The following is a 16,129-nucleotide window of genomic DNA, read 5'->3' as shown; positions in this document are numbered from 1 at the left end:
CACATGGAGGAAATATTGGTGACCAGTGCCCGGTCGAGCGGTTTGCCCTTAACGTCCTCGTCTTTGCCCTCCTGCCAGCCCTCTTTCAAGCAGGGCAGGGTCAGGAAGGCCTTCACGTCCTTATCTTCCGGTAAGCCTTTGCCATGACACATGGAGGAAATATTGGTGACAAGTGCCTGGTCGAGCGGTTTGCCCTTAACTTCCTCGTCTTTGCCCTCCTGCCAGCCCTCTTTGAAGCAGGACAGGGTCAGGAAGGCCTCCACGTCCTTATCTTCCGGTAAGCCTTTGCCATTACACAGGGAGGAAATATTGGTGACCAGTGCCCGGTCGAGCGGTTTGCCCTTAACGCCCTCGTCTTTGCCCTCCTGCCAGCCCTCTTTTAAGCAGGGCAGGGTCAGGAAGGCCTTCACGTCCTTATCTTCCGGTAAGCCTTTGCCATGACACATGGAGGAAATATTGGTGACCAGTGCCCGGTCGAGTGGTTTGCCCTTAACGTCCTCGTCTTTGCCCTCCTGCCAGCCCTCTTTCAAGCAGGGCAGCGTCAGGAAGGCCTTCACGTCCTTATCTTTTGGTAAGCCTTTGCCATTACACATGGAGGAAATATTGGAGACCAGTGCCCGGTCGAGCGGTTTGCCCTTAACGTCCTCGTCTTTGCCCTCCTGCCAGCCCTCTTTCAAGCAGGGCAGGGTCAGGAAGGCCTTCACGTCCTTATCTTTTGGTAAGCCTTTGCCATTACACATGGAGGCTATTTGTTTCAAGCATGGGTTATCAGCAATCGACTGAATGTTTTCCCCGGGTACTTCTGCAAACTCCTTTATCTGAGTCTTCAATTTGAGCATACTCGTAAGGCAGCTGGTGTTTGTAATCTGCTGGGTATTTACAGCTGAAAAGAACGTGTTAGCCTTGGCAAAATAGCCTTTGAAAGTCTGAGAATCTTTAACAATGCTGAAGTTTTTTAACTTGGAAAAGAGCGAGTGTGCGGGCGGCTTACCCCTGTCTCGCGCTAGTTGGATTTTCCTGTCATTGAGGGTTTTCAGCAGTATCCCGGCATTCTTTAGTACTGCTTGTATTTCTTGATTATTTAAATGTATTCGTAGTTCATTTTGCTGGTTTACAGAAAATTCTGAAATTGCTGTTTCACTGTTAATTTCTGTAGTGCGCGGTACATCCTCCATTGGTACTGGCATATCCTGCACCATCTCTGAGGTATACTCATTGCCAGTTAACGGCCTGTTGTCGCTGTCTGTTGGTAGATTTATTGATATGCCCTCCCCCACAAGCGTGGAAGCTGTGTCAGCAGACATGGCCGAGTCAGTCTCCATTGGCTCCGGATTACCCTGAACCGAAGTCGAAGAAGAGCGCTCAATACACGAGTTATTGCCAGTAACACGCCTGAGCTTTATGGGGGAAATGGTCCCGGATTCAGGTTGCTGTTGATGCGGTGGAAACGCTCCAGTGCCCGTTGTTGTCTGTTCAATCTGGCGACCTGCCATACTCCGCTTTCTTTTACGTTTGCGGCTGGTTGACGGCTCGTCTCTTCCAGCTTCAGTGGATGTTAACCGGGATACAGTATCTGCGGTTGCTGAGGAGGAAGGTGACTGCATGGTTTGTTTGGAGGTCCTCCCTGTTTCCAATTGGAGAATCGTTTGGGGATGACAGCAATAGAGTACGACCTTGTCAGCCCGGTAAAGTTCCAGGCAACCGGTATCAGAGAAGCCTGACCTGTTTTGTCAGGCAGCCTGGCTGTGGGATGTGTTACTGGATAGCGCACCGCTGCAGCTACTCCAATACACGTCAACTGCCACAGCCTGAAAACTGACGTATTCATAACTTCTGAAAACATAAGAGAGCCAGCAGCTTTCACTGCTAAGAAAAATCACTATCACCACCCTGAAAATTCTGACTATCTTGCCAAATCATGATGTGTCAAAAGCTATCTTCTGTGCTTTAGCACCATGGGCAATGGCTTTAAACAAACTGTCCCAGCTATCAATAATTAACGTGAGAAAGTTGAGGCCTTCCATAAAACACTGAAATCGAATGCTTCAATGGCCAAGTCGCCGGCGCATACGTTGAGAACGCAGTGTAGTCATATCTTTCTTTCAATCTACTCCGCCTTCAGGCTGGAAGTACTGTCATTGAAAATAAAGCTGAATCACTTCCAGCTTAGAGCCAAAATCTATATGGCCGGGCTGAAAGCTTCATTGAGGCAACTGAGAGAATTGTCAGCTGCGTAACTTGAGTGAATAATTGTTTGCTGAAACCCGGGGCAGGTGCTCAGAGATTGGTCACAATCCTGATTTTTTCCGGTACAATACCCGGCGCTAACAACAGCTGGAAACAAACAAACGATGACATACAGGGTGGCCATTAACGGGTATGGGCGAATCGGCCAGTGCGTGCTGCGTGCACTCTATGAAAATGGCTTTCGTGATCATCCTGCGCATGGTATGGAAGTGGTCGCCATCAATGAGCTGGCCAATATCGACACGCTGACCTACCTGACGCGCTACGATACCACCCATGGCCGATTTCCGGGACAGGTGTCGGCAGACGATAGCCACCTGTTTATCGGCGATGACCGCATTCGGGTGTTTAACCAGCCGGATCCACGGGAAATCAACTGGCAAGACCTGAACATCGACCTGCTACTGGAATGCTCAGGCTCGTTTAATGATCGGGCTACAGCAAATCTTCATATTGAACGGGGTGCTCCCCGCCTGCTCTTTTCCCAGCCAGCAAAACCGGACGTGGATGCAACCATCGTATACGGTATCAATGAACAGCAGTTAAATGCTGAGCACCGTATTGTTTCCAGTGCATCCTGTACCACTAACTGCATTGTGCCTGTGCTCAAAACATTAAACGATGCCCTCGGGATTGACTATGGCTCCATGACCACCATCCATTCCGCCATGAATGATCAGCCGGTTATTGATGCCTATCACCAGAACGACCTGCGTCTGACCCGCAGCGCCCTGCACTCCATCATCCCGGTTGATACGGGCCTGGCCAAAGGCATTAACCGTTTGCTGCCTGAACTCAGGGGGCGATTTACAGCCAGTGCCGTTCGGGTTCCCACCATTAATGTTTCCTGTATTGACCTGACGGTTCAGGTCAGCAGAAACACCTCAGCAGCAGAAATCAATCGTATTCTGGAACAGGCCACCTTTGGTCGTCTTGAAGGGATACTGGGTGTTACTAACGAGCCCCACGCCTCGGTGGATTTCAACCATGATGCCCGCTCATGCATCGTTGATGGTACACAAACCCAGGTTTCTGCCAATCGTCTGGTCAGGCTGCTATGCTGGTTTGACAATGAATGGGGGTTTGCCAATCGAATGCTGGATGTTGCGGGTTACTGGCTAGGAGGCTGTCCGAGAATAGCGCCCGTAGCGAGGACGGCAGAAAATTGAGGATAAAAATTCGGTTTTGTGAGGTGAATAGCGGGGCTATTTGCCGAACAAAAGCGGATTTTTAGACCAATTTGCTGCCGCCGCAGTAGGGCAGTCTATTCTCGGACAGCCTCCTAGGAGCCTGTCGGACTTAAGACTGTCCTACTGCGGTTGCGATAAATTGGTCTAAAAATTCCTGCTTCTTCGTCAAATAGCCCCGCTATTCTCCTCAGAAGCAGAAATTTTTATCCTCAATTTCTCGCAATCCTCGCTACGGACGCTTAAGTCCGACAGGCTCCTAAGAATTATCACTGAATAACTTACTTTTGGCTCTTTTCGAATTCCTTAATCGTCAACTAATACCACTATGATGCGTTTTTCTGCCAGATCGTCATTATTTTCGCTGAGGTATACGATATCCTCAGGCTGGTGAATCAGATCACCTTGATCATTGGAAAACATAAACCCGGCATTCCCGATTTCTTCGACACCAGGGCCATAAGGATAATTCTCTACAGTGCCTTTAACAGGGAATGTTACTTTTGAACCAGGTGACTTTTTGCCAATATTAAGCCCGCCGCCTGAATACTTCACACCCGTTTTGGTTGCGTTGGTATTGTCATTCAATTGAACGACCATGCTTTTTTTGCAGGGATCTTTATGCCAGTGCATACCTTTTATCCCCCTTGAGGGAGTTATCGGGTAACGGATCAGGTAAATACCCACAACGTTTACCGAACGATCCCGCCACTGAAATTCATCGGCCATTATATCCAATGCTTCTGAGCATAGAGTCCTGATTGCCTCCGATGAAGTAGTCAAGCTGGCCTGAAATACCGCCTTGTTCATCAAATGACTATTTTTATCAAACTGAATTGGCACTTCAGAGCATAAAAAGGCGGAGAACAAGGGATTTTTAGAATTAGTGATATAATTCAGACTTTTAAATATATTGCTTTTTATATATCTTATTCCAGGATGATCGTCCAGATAACTATTAACAAGCTTCGAACAGAAATATCTATCGTCATGATTTATTTCCAAATTGACCTGATCTAAAAAAGGTTTAGAAAACACAGGGTAAATGGTTCTGAATCTATCGCCAAATTTTATGTTTGTGGCCTGTGTATGTTTTTTTTCATCAGAAAATCCATCAGAATTTGCAGAGACGGCTGTAAAAGCTGACGTCGTTGAGGGGGAAGAAAAGTCAGCACGTAACATAGTTATCACTCCCTTGGTCTGATAAGTTGTTATTAATAGACTGAGTCAAACACAGCAGCATTAGAGTTCCCAAAGCACAAAAAGTTCAACAAAAAGTGAATAAACTGGTAATTTCAACCATCCCCAATGATGAAACCCGAGATAATTGCCGTGCTCACATCAGATCACCGGGTAATCCCGCAGAAATTTGCTTTATCACCGATACCTGCCTTTTACTTTGGTGGAATCTGAGTGTTGGTATCCTGTAAAGTCTGAGATCCTGTAACGCCATAAGTTGTCGCCAGCTATCCCCGCACCATTAACGTTTTCAAACAACATCCACGATAAATTTTGTGACCCTTTGGAAACTCTTGGATCACCGTTTGATTCAGGTCATAAGAGCGTATCAATGCATACCTGAAGTGTTATTTATGTGCTATTGTCCCCGACGTTTTTTCGCTATTCCCCAGGCAATTTCTTCCAGGTAGGTATTAATAAGTAGCTAACCATATGAAATCACATATTTCTGACTCCTTGTTCAGGCACTCTGCTTCGTTACAACTCCGGTCACATAGCTACGGCTATGCTCCCTCCGTTGTGCCTCGCATAGCACCTGCCCAAGTAGCCAGAAATATGTGATTCCATATGGCCAGCTACTTAAACAATGCTTACCTCTGAGAAACTCAGCCATCAGTAAATATCAAGAGGGCTCCCAATGAACGTTTTAAAAATGACCGACCTGGATCTGGCAGGCAAACGCGTGCTGATCCGTGAAGACCTCAATGTTCCGGTAAAAGACGGCAAGGTCACCAGTGACGCCCGTATTCTGGCGTCTCTGCCAACCATCGAGCAGGCTCTGGCAGCCGGTGCTCATGTAATGGTGACCTCTCACCTGGGCCGCCCAACCGAAGGTGAGTATGACGAGCAGTTCTCCCTGAAACCGGTGGCCGACTATATTGGCGACCTGCTGGGTAAGGAAGTTCGCCTGGTCAAAGACTGGGTTGACGGTGGTTTTGACGTGGCAGCCGGAGAGTTGGTTATTCTGGAAAACTGCCGTTTCAACATCGGCGAAGAGAAAGACGACGAAGCTCTGTCCCGCAAAATGGCCGCCCTGTGTGATATCTACGTAATGGATGCTTTTGGCACCGCACACCGCGCCCAGGCTTCCACCCATGGTGTTGGCAAGTTTGCCGCTGTTGCCTGTGCCGGTCCACTGCTGGCGGCGGAACTGGAAGCTCTGGGCAAGGCTATGGATAAACCGGAGCGTCCGATGACCGCCATCGTTGGTGGTTCCAAGGTTTCTACCAAGCTGACCGTGCTTGAGTCGCTGTCCGGCGTTTGTGACCAGCTGATCGTGGGTGGCGGTATCGCCAACACCTTCCTGGCAGCTGCTGGCAAAAATGTGGGCAAGTCCCTCTACGAAGCAGACCTGATCCCTCAGGCCAAAGCCCTGATGGAAAAGTGTGATATCCCGATGCCAGTGGATGTGGTGTGCGGTAAGAAATTCGATGAGAACGAGACCGCCATCATCAAGTCGGTGGATGAGGTTGAAGATGACGACATGATCTTTGACGTTGGCCCGGAAACCCAGAAGCTGTTTGCCGACGTTCTCACGGCAGCAAAAACCGTCCTGTGGAATGGTCCGGTGGGAGTTTTCGAGTTTGACCAGTTCGGTGAGGGTACCCGTTCACTGTCCATGGCCATTGCCAACTCAGATGCATTCTCCATTGCTGGCGGTGGCGATACCCTGGCCGCTATCGACAAGTACGGCATTAAAGACAAAGTGTCGTACATTTCCACCGGTGGCGGTGCCTTCCTTGAGTTTGTCGAAGGCAAGGTTCTGCCTGCAGTAGCCATGCTCGAAGCAGCAGCCAAGCGCTGATCAAACGATTAACAGAACCGGAAGACATCTTATGTTCTTCCGGTATCTCCCCCGCCATTTCGATCTGCCGATTGCTGTCCAACAGGGCAGCTTGTCACACATCAAGCTGAACTTCGATGTAGCTGGAGTCCGGGACACCTTACAAATCCTGCTGACGCCTGATGTGTCATCATTTTTTGAGCAATCACATGATTCTCATGTTATATACCCTGTATAACTGCCTGCATTTTTTTTCTACTGACTGCCCAATAGCCGTGTACATATGAAACCTTGGGTTATGAGTGATTGAATTCCACGGTGATTCAAGATTGAGGTCCACCCCAAGATTAAACATACGATCAACGTAAACATTCAATCCCAGGTTAAGAGCATCAAAGGCCGTTTCAAAAACACAGTCATCGTCTGCATAGCCCATAATAAAAATGTGCTTACAACTGATAGAACGTAAATATTCGATCAGTCTCATACGTTGTCCGTTCACCATCAACAGGATATTGTCTTCATCGAAAGCACTTTCCATGTTTTTTCGATAGGAAATATAGTTCTGTGATTGTTCGATAATATGGCGCAATCGATCAATCGTCCTTTGTCCATGCAGAATGATATCAAATATGGGCAATCCTGCTTTCGCCGCTTGTTTGAGAATAGTTTCGTGACTTTTCAGTACCATCTCATTGTGCAGGTTATCCATCGATGGCTCATCCACATCAATCAATAGAATGGCGGGACGAATTCTTTGCAAGAGCAAGATGTTCATTGCATCTAACAAGGTTGTCGAATAGGGCAACATAATCAATAACCCTCATTTTGCGTGTGGGAAGCGGCGATGAGTATAGTTTTCTAATATGCACTGAGCCAATGAATGCAGAACTGCTGATTGAGTATTGTCTGAATAACAGAGTCCTGTAAAATGCTCTCGTAGAGCATCTTCAATAGGCCGTTCTATTGAGTGCAGAAACCACCTGCTGGCGGCGTTAATGTGCTTTTTACTGGCATAGTTCTTGTACTCAGCACATATACTGACTTCTACTGTCGTGCGCTTCCCCCGTTAGATAAGGGTCGTGTTAACTGTACGACAACCCGGCAACTTGCCACATTGGCTGAATGTCTGATGATGAAGTTCACACAGTGCAGGGAGCCGCTTCGAGGCACTCTACCTGCCCGTTGGTTATTTTCAGTAAACGTCGTCAAAAGGATTTGTTATGTCATCTGAACAAACGGCTTTGCAACAGGGATGGTATCTGCTGAAAGCCAAACACCGGGAAGAGGTTCGTGCCCAGGATAATCTTGAGCACCAGGGCTTTGAGGCCTATTGCCCGCTTATTCAGGAAAAAGGTACTCGCGTTCCCCTGTTTCCAGGCTATCTGTTCATCAGGTTAGACAAGGATGCCCTTCCCTCTTTTCACAAAATCCGTTCAACCCGGGGCATCGCCCAGGTTGTCCGGTTCAACAAGATCAGTCAAAAGCTATACAACGAAGGGCGACTTCCTGAAAAGGATATGGGCAGGCTACTGCCCAGACCGATACCTAATGGTGAGCAGCTGATCGACCAGATTGAGGCATTTGTCTGGAAATACAATGGCCGTATTCCGGATGAGAAGCCAGACTCCGTAAGCTTCAAGGAAGGTGAGTCGGTACTGTATAACAACCCTCTTTTCCGACACCTTGAAAGTACGTTTGTCAAAGGTGTTAAGATGGACCGTGGTGTTATTCTTATCCAGTTCATTGAAAGTCAGCGAACTGACGAAGGCATTGAAGAAAAGATTGTTGCCAGAAAAGAGATAGAAGTTCCCTTAAAGGACCTCCAGAAAGTACCTGAAGAAAGTTAATGGACAAACCCACGCTTATCTCTGATATGCGGCCACTCTCGTATGGCCTGACGCCGTATCCTCACGAACAGGCATACTTTGAGTATTACCGCATTGATCTGGAAAAGCGCCTCCCTGATGTCCAGCATTGCCTGGGGTATATAAACAGCACTGAATACCGCATTGCCTGCCACCTATACACCAGACCTGAAGCCAAAGGCTCGGTATTTCTGCTCCATGGCTACTATGACCATGTCGGCCTGTTTGAGCATGTTATCCAATTCTTTCTGGAAGAAGGTTATAACATTCTGGCCTACGATCTCCCCGGTCACGGGCTTTCCAGTGGCCAACCAGCGACCATTGAAGACTTTGAACACTATCGCCTGGTGCTGGCAGATGTTATGCAGTACTGCACATCAATGCTGCCCGGGCCATGGCTTGCCTATGGTCAGAGCACAGGGGGTGCCATTATTACCGAGCTGTTGCATCACCATACCAGGCAAGGCATGCCTATGCCTTTTGATCAGGTTATCCTGTCTGCCCCACTGGTTCGGCCCTGGTTATGGAAGCTCAGTCGACTCCAGCTCTACCTGGTCCGGCCATTTATTCGCCAGATTCCCAGACAATTCAAAGATAACTGTCGGGATGAAGACTTCCTGAACAGAGCGCACAATGATCCACTGGCACCCACCGTGTTACCCACACAGTGGGTCTCTGCTTTAGATCGCTGGATTCGAAAAATAGAGTCATCCAAAGAGCAAATCCCGTTAAGCCCGCTGATCCTTCAGGGCACGGATGACTCCACGGTGGACGGCCCCTATAACATTCAGGCTTTAGGGCAACTATATCGCTCGCCCAAAGTCCTCTGGCTGGAGGGTGCCCGGCATCACCTGCCGAATGAACTTACAGAAACCCGGGGTCAATATATGCAATGGTTATCAAAAGAGATGAATGCCCGGGAGGCTGACTGGAAATAGCACCTGAATTCCTTATCCCATAAAACCCACAGGAAGTCCCAATCAATGAAATACATAGGAGCACACGTCAGTGCGGCCGGTGGTGTCGAAAATGCCCCGGTGAATGCTCATGAATTAGGCGCAACCGCCTTTGCCCTGTTCACCAAAAATCAAAGACAGTGGAATGCCAAACCGCTGTCAATGAAGAGCATCGAGTTATTCAGAGAGCGTTGTGAGCAGTACCATTTCACACCGCAACAAATTCTTCCCCACGACAGTTATCTGATCAACCTGGGTCATCCGGAGCAGGAAGCCCTGGAAAAGTCCCGGGTAGCATTTATTGACGAGATGGAGCGGTGTATGCAGCTCGGCCTTGACCGACTGAACTTTCACCCGGGCAGTCACCTGAGAAAAATCGGGGTATCGGACTGCCTGAGTAAAATTGCCCAGTCCATCAATATAGCCCTTGAGCAAACGCAGGGCGTGATTGCGGTGATCGAAAATACCGCAGGCCAGGGCAGCAACCTGGGGTGGCAGTTTGCCGAAATCGCCGAAATCATTGATCAGGTGGACGACAAAAGCCGTGTTGGTGTCTGTCTGGATACCTGCCATACCTTTGCTGCCGGTTACGACCTTCGCACACAGGACGCCTGCCAGAAAACGTTTGCCGAGTTCGAGCAGGTCATTGGTTTTCAGTACCTGAAAGGCATGCACCTGAATGACTCCAAAGGTGCACTGGGCTCACGAAAAGACCGGCACCACAGCCTTGGTCAGGGCGAGATTGGCTGGGAGGTGTTCCGCTATATCATGGTTGACAGCCGGTTTGATGGTATCCCCATGGTTCTGGAAACCATTGATGAAACGCTCTGGGCGGACGAGATAGAGTCGCTGAAAATGATGTCCGGAGCCTATCCGTAATCGAAGGACTCTCCCGCCGGGCCGGGCGGGAGGTGAATTTCGTCTAGTATTTCCATCTGTTCATTGCAATCCGCACTCCCCGTTGCTAAACGAATACGCGTCAGGAACTCCCCGGCAGTCAAACCCACGTCTTCCCCTGGTGGCAAGCTGTCGCCTGACTGCCCGGAGATTCCATCTACTACTGAGTTGCCCGGACGGAGCAGAGCTTTCAAGTTGTCCACCTTTTGTCTGTCGTCATTGCCCTGATCATTTAACGTCTCCCAAAAAACATTCAGGGTATCGCCGAAATACTTCACCATGCTATTGGCTACATACTTTTCCTTGTCGACCATTGCGATGGGGGAAAAATTTTTAGTTCTTGGAATTATATAAAAGTATCTGGGATCAACTAATGGTTCTGGCACACGGAAAGAAACGGCATATTCGTTTTTCCAGTGATGATGACTTCTGGAATTTCTATTTCCATTGGGTTTGGAAATCTTAAATATGCCGTAAAAACCATCACAACCGGAAAAGTATTTATTAAGAAAGACGTTTATCTTAATATTTTCCACAAAGAAAAAGTAATGATTTAAAGAATGTAGAGCTGGCGTTTTTTTTGCTCTAATAGTCCGTTGGATCGCATTGGCTGCCTCATCAGCAAGCCCTTTTTGGTATAGTTTGTCTCTGACCCGTCTGGTGAAACGCGCTTTTACACCTTCTATTGCATACCCACGCAAGGTGCAATACACAGTGCATTTTTTGCTTTCCTTTAATTCATGACAGATCTGCTCCCGAACTCGATCCCATAGTTGTACTCCTGAAGGTATTAAACAGCGACCATCTGGTGTTAATGCGGTTTCCCTGCCCACGGCACCTTCTGGATTATCTCCAGGCATCTGAGCACTTACATCAGCCGCTGGTATTTGATGGATGTTTCTTGCCCCATGCCGGGTGCTCGATATGGAGTGCTCGTCTGGGTGGTTTGAAGCATCTGTGTGGGGAAAAGTAGCCCGCTGCACTGTCGATAAGTTCATCTCGTTACTACCCTCATGTTTTAATTCATGAATATAGTCTGCAATTCAGGTTGCAGCTTATTGGTACTCTGGATGTGTACCCAGCAGTAAAAACTAATCAGCCCTCCCTCAGAAAACTGTCCGAAAATAGACTCCCTTGCTCAAATTACGTTTTCACTGATCAGAGAGTTGCGAAATAATTTTATTAAGAAAGTTATTTACTATCTCCCCGCCGGCACATGGAATCGATTGTTCACAACATAACCAAAAATTAAAACGAACGTTTTTCTAAAAAAAATGTCCAACCTTTATCAGTCCGATTTTATGAACCATCGTACTGCATAACCCAAAACAGATAATTTAGTTTTATCAAATAGTTATTTCACATAGGGAGCTGAGAAGTCATGATCAGGGAAGCAATACCAAGCGTGGATGAGCGCTATCCGGGTTTATTTTTACCAGTACCTGAAATACCGGTATCACAGGGGTTGGAGAAAGATAGGAAAAAGTCCAGTGAAGAACAAATACCAGGGACAGGCCAGCCTCTGAATCATCGAGCCCTTAAAGTAGCCTATGTGGGAATGGGCCCTATTGCCCTTTACAATGCATTGCAATTGAAAGCAGAGCAGCCTGATACTGATATAGAAATGTTTGAAAAGAGAGCAGAATACGCTCGAAATCACACAGTTCACATTGATGATCAATGCTTCAGGTCACTGAAGAGTTATGACCATCCGGTTTTAACACAGGGAATGGCGCAGCTTAGAGATAAAATCCGCAGGCAGCATGGTCATATCAGTTGTAAAGAGCTTGAAACCGATCTGAAGTTAATTGCCCAACAAATGGGCATCACCATGCACGCTGGCAGTGATTATGAAGTGGTTGCCATTGGCGATGGTAAAGTAACGTTCAAATCAGGAGAAGCCCTGTTTGATGCCCTTGTCTGTGCCGATGGCACACATTCAAAATGTAGAAAAGCGTTACTGAAAATGGCAGATAATCCCGACTACCAGGGGGAAGATATTTTTTTCTCCGAACTGTCATCAACCGATGAAGATAGTGAGTTTACCGCTAAAAAAGACCTGCAATATCGAGTCAGGGTAAAATACCAGGTCCAGGGTCCAACGAAAAAACTGGCCAGTGGCTGGCTAAATTTTTCCCGCTACGTCTATGCAGCTTTTAAAGTGATGGTATCACCGGTTGAAGAGCGAATTCACCCACTCAATGAAAAGACTAATGAAGTCACCATTGACTTTTTTATTTCAAAAGAAGAGTTTGACAGTCTGTCTGGCTATAACCTTGGCAATGCAGCAAAGCTGTCTGACAGTAAGGTGAGTGATAGCCTGAAAGAAAAAATAAAAAACTGGCAGACGATAAAACATCAATTCTGCCAGGAAACCATCATTGCTGACACGGAAGAATTAACCCCCTATACCCTGTCTATGTTTCATGCCCGACAAGTTCATTGTGTAACACCATCAGGAAAACTCCTCTGCATTGCCGGAGATGCAGCCACATCGCTCCCCTATTACCGCTCGTTGAATAACTTTCTGGTGGTTGGGGCCAAACTTGGCAGAAAACTGGGATCGGCAACCATATCAGATCTTGCCGAAACAGGAAAAGCCTATGAGCAATACGCCAGCCGCAGGGCTCGTTGGGAAGGCTTTAAAGCCAAACTCAAAAACTTCACTATCAACGTAATGAAAGTCTATTTATGGGTAGGCAATAAAGTACTCTGGCAAATCACTGTCAGGGGCCCGGAAAAGCTTAAGGACCTGAGAAAGACATTACCTGAACGAAAAGTTCACTGGCATCATCCTGCTGCAGTTTTAACTGGTGGATAGCCAGTGGGTTCTGAACACCCAAATACCATCACTTCTCCGGGTTCACAGTGTTGGCAGGCCGGTTCAGGCTTCACTCTCAAACGTCGGCCTTAAAGAAACCAGTTCCATACTATCCCGTTTGTTCTCCATAATAGCGGGTGCATGGCAGCAAATCGCATCCCTGATCCGGGTAATGGGCCGCAGGGCTAACGCTGTCCCCCTTAACCCTTGCTGATAGCCCTGGTACCACTGGTAGCTGGCATACAACACTATGCCGCCGGTGAGAACCCCCGCTGCTACCCCTGCGGCCAGGGTGGGCAACGGAATGCCTGCATCAACTTCGTCGGCGTTCAGGGGTGAAAAAGTTTGGTTGTCGGTTCCGTTAACCAATGAAGAAGACACAGTGGCAGATGGTAGTGGCTGGCTTGGCGAAGCCGTTACTGTTTTTGCGCTCGGTGAGTAGCTCGGGTAATCAGGGTTGTCTGTGGTAGCCGGGGTTACCGTGCTGTCACCCGGCGTTCCAAGAGTTGAGGATAATGCGTCAGTTGTTGCATGGTCGCCGCCAGTTCCAGCTGTAGTGGTAGTAGTGGTGGTAGTGAGTCGTGTGGGGGGAGCGTCAGTGCTTTCCTTCGGGCATTTTTCCTCAACACAACCAGAATTATCCAACATGGAGTTACCATTAGCCCAACTGGTCAGGTTGGTGCTACAAGCAACTGTGCCGGGAAATTCACGGTCAGGGTAGCCAGCGGCAATGCCAGTGTGAAAGCCTTTGATGTTACTGTTGCAGGCAGTGGTATCGCTGATGACCCCAAAAACACCACGACCACTGCCCACAGCCACTGCGACAGCACCACTCCCCTCGGTCTTAAGGCCATCTCTGTCCGGCCCGATGGCAGACAGCTGGCAGTCTATAGCGGTTGTCTGGTGGACTTTGGTACGCCCATAATTAAACACTGCTGCGATCGCCACGGAACCTCTCTGCCCATTGGTTTCAATACGGGTTCCTGTGGCCGTGGTGTTCCGGATGGTACAACCGTGGGAAAAAGCGGCTGCGACGGCTGCATGCCCAGCCAGTTCCGGTAATGGAAAGTAATTCTTTGCCCCCCCGTTGACTAATTTCGAGTTGATATCCCGGGTATTTTCGATTTTGCTGTTGTAACAACCTGCGGTGACGACACCGAGGAGGCTAGGATTATATTTAAAATAGTTATATCGCTCCATAGATTTCACTTGCACGTCATTGTCACTGGCAATAGTACCCCGAATTTCACAATGGCTGGCATCAGCAACCACTACGGCAATATGGCCCTTTTGTCTGAAATTCAACTTGATGGTATTGTTGTGAGCTTGGGTGTTATTAATAACCGCATGATCTGCTCTTGCTGCCACACCGCCGACATTTGCGGCAGCAATTTTATCTGATGTGACAAGTTCGTTTTCAGTCAGAATTGAATCCCTGACAGTGACCTTTCCCTCTGCGTCTCCCGAAATTTTTCCCACCACAAGACCTGCGTTGATATTTACACCCCACTCCCTAATTATAAGATGAGGACCCTCAATGAAGGTGCCTTTATAACCGGTGCCCAACCCCCCTGATATTGATAGCTTACATTGATCAATATCATTGCTGTCGATGACTGAAGTATCCAAAGCTTGCCCAGTCACCATTCCGGCGTTAATTCCTACTCCCCTGATATCGATGGTGGATTTTTGTTCAATCCGATTACCTTTGAGTGATGCACTATTTTTTATTTCACCTGCCAGCATCCCCACTTGGCTGTACTGCAAAGGATTAGCATCATCAGTTTCGCGTTTGAATTCGATGGATGAATGTTGCACGGTGTTATTTTCCAGGTTCGATTGTTGCTCCATGCTGCAGGCGATAAACGCTAACGCGTCTGCCTTGCGTACAGTTTTACCAGAACCCTCCGTTAGTTTTACTTCACTTTTTATGTTGGAATCTTTGACGACCAGGTTACGAACTGCCCCATCGCCCTGCAGATTCTGAATCAGGCAGTTCTTCAGGTTGCTAATGCTCTTGCCATTACCGTTGTACTTACCAGTGAAATTCACGATGGGCGAGTGGTTGCCAGCATCAAAATTAGCCTCCTGTATATAGTTACAATTGGGTAGATAGCCTTGCTCATTCCCTATCCTGATTCTGGCCAAGTCAGCACTGCTCCGAACAGGAATCGGCTCGCCCCTGCACCCCGGCGGGGTGGTTGTCGGGCTGGTCGGTTGTGATGTTGGGAAAGTTGAAGGTAAAACAGCTGAACTCGACGATTCTGAAGTTGTTAGCGTTGGCGATGAAGCAGGAGAACTGGGCAGCTGTGAACTTGACAGTGCTGACGTTGGCGTTGCAGAACGGGTCAATTGTGAAATTGTCGAAGCCTGTGACGAAGACTGTGCACTTGACAGCATGGATGATGACGTCAGACCGGTCGATTCTGACATTGCCGAAGCCGACGATGAAGGGACGGCACTTTCCACCTGTGAGCTTGATAGTGCTGGCATTGGCGTTGCAGAGTGGATCAATTCTGAATTGATCGAAGACGACGAAATAAGTGTACTTTCCAATCGTGAACTTGACAGGCTCACCGACAACGATGTGTTTGCACTCTGTGGAAAGTTCGAGTAATCAGGGCTGCCTGTGGCAGTCGGGGTTGCCGTGCTGTTGACCGGTGTACCCAGAGGTGAAGATAAAAGCTCAGTGGTTGCCTGAACGCTGTCAGCTGTGGTGGGAGCAACAGTACTTTCAGTGGTTAGCATCGCTGTCGAAGCCAGTGAACTGGCCGACTGTGGGCTTGACAGACTCGGCGAAGACATTCTGGTCAATTGTGAAATTGTCGAAGTTGGTGATGCAGACTGTGCATCTGGCAACATGGATGATGACGTCAGACCGGTCGATTCTGATATTGCCGAAGCCGACGATGAATTGACGACACTTTCCAGCCGTGCGCTTGATAGTGATGGCGTTGGTGTTGCAGAGTGGGTCAATTCTGCATTAATTGAAGACGACGAAGTGAGTGTACTTTCCAACCGTGAACTTGACAGGCGCACCGACAACGATGTGTTTGCACTCGGTGGGAAGTTCGGGGAATCAGGGCTGCCTGTGACAGTCGGGGTTACCGTGCTATTGACCGGTGTACCCA

13 protein-coding genes and 1 pseudogene are annotated in these 16,129 nt (G+C 48.2%); 9 read left to right on the top strand and 5 right to left on the bottom strand.

All coding sequences use genetic code 11. The features are described from left to right. The coding region (locus J7439_RS23590; protein WP_209204505.1) for a hypothetical protein at nt 1–1,604 on the bottom strand (1,604 nt) is incomplete at its 3' end. 396 nt (nt 1,605–2,000) lie between these two features. Between J7439_RS23590 and J7439_RS27605 the strand changes: the two are divergent. Both J7439_RS27605 and J7439_RS23585 read left to right on the top strand, forming a co-directional pair. Continuing rightward, a pseudogene (locus J7439_RS27605) lies at nt 2,001–2,237 on the top strand (IS701 family transposase); the annotation flags it as partial. A 114-nt stretch (nt 2,238–2,351) separates the two neighbouring features. After that, complete coding sequence (locus J7439_RS23585) at nt 2,352–3,416, top strand: type I glyceraldehyde-3-phosphate dehydrogenase (RefSeq protein WP_209204504.1); 1,065 nt, start codon at nt 2,352–2,354, stop codon at nt 3,414–3,416. A gap of 324 nt (nt 3,417–3,740) precedes the next feature. Here J7439_RS23585 and J7439_RS23580 read toward each other — a convergent pair whose 3' ends face one another. After that, nucleotides 3,741–4,616, bottom strand: a complete 876-nt coding sequence (locus J7439_RS23580) for a hypothetical protein (RefSeq protein ID WP_209204503.1) — start codon at nt 4,614–4,616, stop codon at nt 3,741–3,743. A 694-nt stretch (nt 4,617–5,310) separates the two neighbouring features. Between J7439_RS23580 and J7439_RS23575 the strand changes: the two genes are divergently transcribed. Then, nucleotides 5,311–6,477, top strand: a complete 1,167-nt coding sequence (locus tag J7439_RS23575; RefSeq protein ID WP_209204502.1) for a phosphoglycerate kinase — start codon at nt 5,311–5,313, stop codon at nt 6,475–6,477. A gap of 184 nt (nt 6,478–6,661) precedes the next feature. Here the strand turns inward: J7439_RS23575 and J7439_RS23570 are convergent, their stop codons facing one another. Continuing rightward, nucleotides 6,662–7,219: a cysteine hydrolase family protein gene (locus tag J7439_RS23570; RefSeq protein WP_209204501.1), complete on the bottom strand. Its 558-nt coding sequence runs from the start codon at nt 7,217–7,219 to the stop codon at nt 6,662–6,664. 460 nt (nt 7,220–7,679) lie between these two features. Here J7439_RS23570 and J7439_RS23565 point away from each other — a divergent pair, with 460 nt between their 5' ends. From J7439_RS23565 to nfo, 3 genes are read left to right on the top strand one after another with little or no spacing between them, the layout of a single operon-like run. Beyond that, nucleotides 7,680–8,306, top strand: a complete 627-nt coding sequence (locus J7439_RS23565; RefSeq protein ID WP_209204500.1) for a transcription termination/antitermination NusG family protein — start codon at nt 7,680–7,682, stop codon at nt 8,304–8,306. Continuing rightward, nucleotides 8,306–9,262: an alpha/beta hydrolase gene (locus tag J7439_RS23560; protein ID WP_209204499.1), complete on the top strand. Its 957-nt coding sequence runs from the start codon at nt 8,306–8,308 to the stop codon at nt 9,260–9,262. The genes J7439_RS23565 and J7439_RS23560 overlap by 1 nt, the downstream gene beginning before the upstream one ends. 45 nt (nt 9,263–9,307) lie before the next feature. Beyond that, nucleotides 9,308–10,159: a deoxyribonuclease IV gene (gene nfo, locus J7439_RS23555; RefSeq protein WP_209204498.1), complete on the top strand. Its 852-nt coding sequence runs from the start codon at nt 9,308–9,310 to the stop codon at nt 10,157–10,159. On the opposite strand, the gene J7439_RS23550 is transcribed toward nfo, so the two are convergent. Further along, nucleotides 10,150–11,175, bottom strand: coding sequence for a hypothetical protein (locus J7439_RS23550; RefSeq protein ID WP_209204497.1), 1,026 nt, complete (start codon nt 11,173–11,175; stop codon nt 10,150–10,152). The two genes, nfo and J7439_RS23550, sit on opposite strands and share 10 nt — an antisense overlap. 383 nt (nt 11,176–11,558) lie before the next feature. Between J7439_RS23550 and J7439_RS23545 the strand changes: the two genes are divergently transcribed. Further along, nucleotides 11,559–12,998: an FAD-dependent monooxygenase family protein gene (locus tag J7439_RS23545; RefSeq protein WP_209204496.1), complete on the top strand. Its 1,440-nt coding sequence runs from the start codon at nt 11,559–11,561 to the stop codon at nt 12,996–12,998. Nucleotides 12,999–13,061: 63 nt separating this feature from the next. Here J7439_RS23545 and J7439_RS23540 read toward each other — a convergent pair whose 3' ends face one another. After that, complete coding sequence (locus tag J7439_RS23540) at nt 13,062–15,146, bottom strand: RodZ family helix-turn-helix domain-containing protein (protein ID WP_209204495.1); 2,085 nt, start codon at nt 15,144–15,146, stop codon at nt 13,062–13,064. A 49-nt stretch (nt 15,147–15,195) separates the two neighbouring features. On the opposite strand from J7439_RS23540, the gene J7439_RS23535 reads away from it, so the two are divergent. Both J7439_RS23535 and J7439_RS23530 read left to right on the top strand, forming a co-directional pair. Then, the gene (locus J7439_RS23535; protein WP_209204494.1) at nt 15,196–15,615 is read left to right on the top strand and encodes a hypothetical protein; all 420 of its coding nucleotides are present in this window, start codon (nt 15,196–15,198) and stop codon (nt 15,613–15,615) included. A 99-nt stretch (nt 15,616–15,714) separates the two neighbouring features. Next, the coding region (locus J7439_RS23530; RefSeq protein WP_209204493.1) for a hypothetical protein at nt 15,715–16,129 on the top strand (415 nt) is incomplete at its 3' end.

The sequence above is a fragment of the Salinisphaera sp. G21_0 genome (assembly GCF_017744115.1).
GTDB lineage: Bacteria > Pseudomonadota > Gammaproteobacteria > Pseudomonadales > Endozoicomonadaceae > Endozoicomonas.
This window is presented reverse-complemented; position numbering and strand designations above follow the sequence as displayed.

Excerpts from the sequence above, each read along its gene's own strand:
- J7439_RS23585 (WP_209204504.1), top strand. The coding sequence starts at position 2,352 with ATGACATACAGGGTGGCCATTAACGGGTATGGGCGAATCGGCCAGTGC.
- J7439_RS23580 (WP_209204503.1), bottom strand. The coding sequence starts at position 4,616 with ATGTTACGTGCTGACTTTTCTTCCCCCTCAACGACGTCAGCTTTTACA.
- J7439_RS23575 (WP_209204502.1), top strand. The coding sequence starts at position 5,311 with ATGAACGTTTTAAAAATGACCGACCTGGATCTGGCAGGCAAACGCGTG.
- J7439_RS23565 (WP_209204500.1), top strand. The coding sequence starts at position 7,680 with ATGTCATCTGAACAAACGGCTTTGCAACAGGGATGGTATCTGCTGAAA.
- J7439_RS23560 (WP_209204499.1), top strand. The coding sequence starts at position 8,306 with ATGGACAAACCCACGCTTATCTCTGATATGCGGCCACTCTCGTATGGC.
- nfo (WP_209204498.1), top strand. The coding sequence starts at position 9,308 with ATGAAATACATAGGAGCACACGTCAGTGCGGCCGGTGGTGTCGAAAAT.
- J7439_RS23550 (WP_209204497.1), bottom strand. The coding sequence starts at position 11,175 with ATGAACTTATCGACAGTGCAGCGGGCTACTTTTCCCCACACAGATGCT.
- J7439_RS23545 (WP_209204496.1), top strand. The coding sequence starts at position 11,559 with ATGATCAGGGAAGCAATACCAAGCGTGGATGAGCGCTATCCGGGTTTA.